Origin of the sequence: Pseudomonas sp. SIMBA_041, assembly GCF_046535095.1 — a bacterium.
GTDB lineage: Bacteria > Pseudomonadota > Gammaproteobacteria > Pseudomonadales > Pseudomonadaceae > Aquipseudomonas > Aquipseudomonas mucoides.
Genome location: NZ_JAWRXJ010000708.1, coordinates 1 through 249 on the forward strand (window position 1 = coordinate 1; position 249 = coordinate 249).

The 249-nt window shown below is 50.2% G+C and carries 1 pseudogene; it reads right to left on the reverse strand.

The annotated features are described in order from the left end of the window. Nucleotides 1-76: 76 nt before the first annotated feature. Nucleotides 77-249: pseudogene (locus SB725_RS32940) on the reverse strand (PAAR-like domain-containing protein); the annotation flags it as partial.

Consider the following 249-nt stretch of genomic DNA (forward strand, 5'->3'; position numbering starts at 1 on the left):
CCCTTTTGCATTTTCCCTGGGTGCTCGGCGACATCTTGGAAAGGTGAGGCCAGGGAGGGGTATTACCTGGCTGTCAAGCATGGTTATGCGTCGTCATATCAAGGTGTCGTACTACGTTTTGACCTTCGAACTTCACATTCATCGACCAGGAAGTGAAGTACACCTTCCCCTTGATCTTGCTAGTGATGACCCCCTTCTTGGGCGCATTCCCAGCCTCATCCCCATAACTTGTCTTGAAGTAACTCTTGT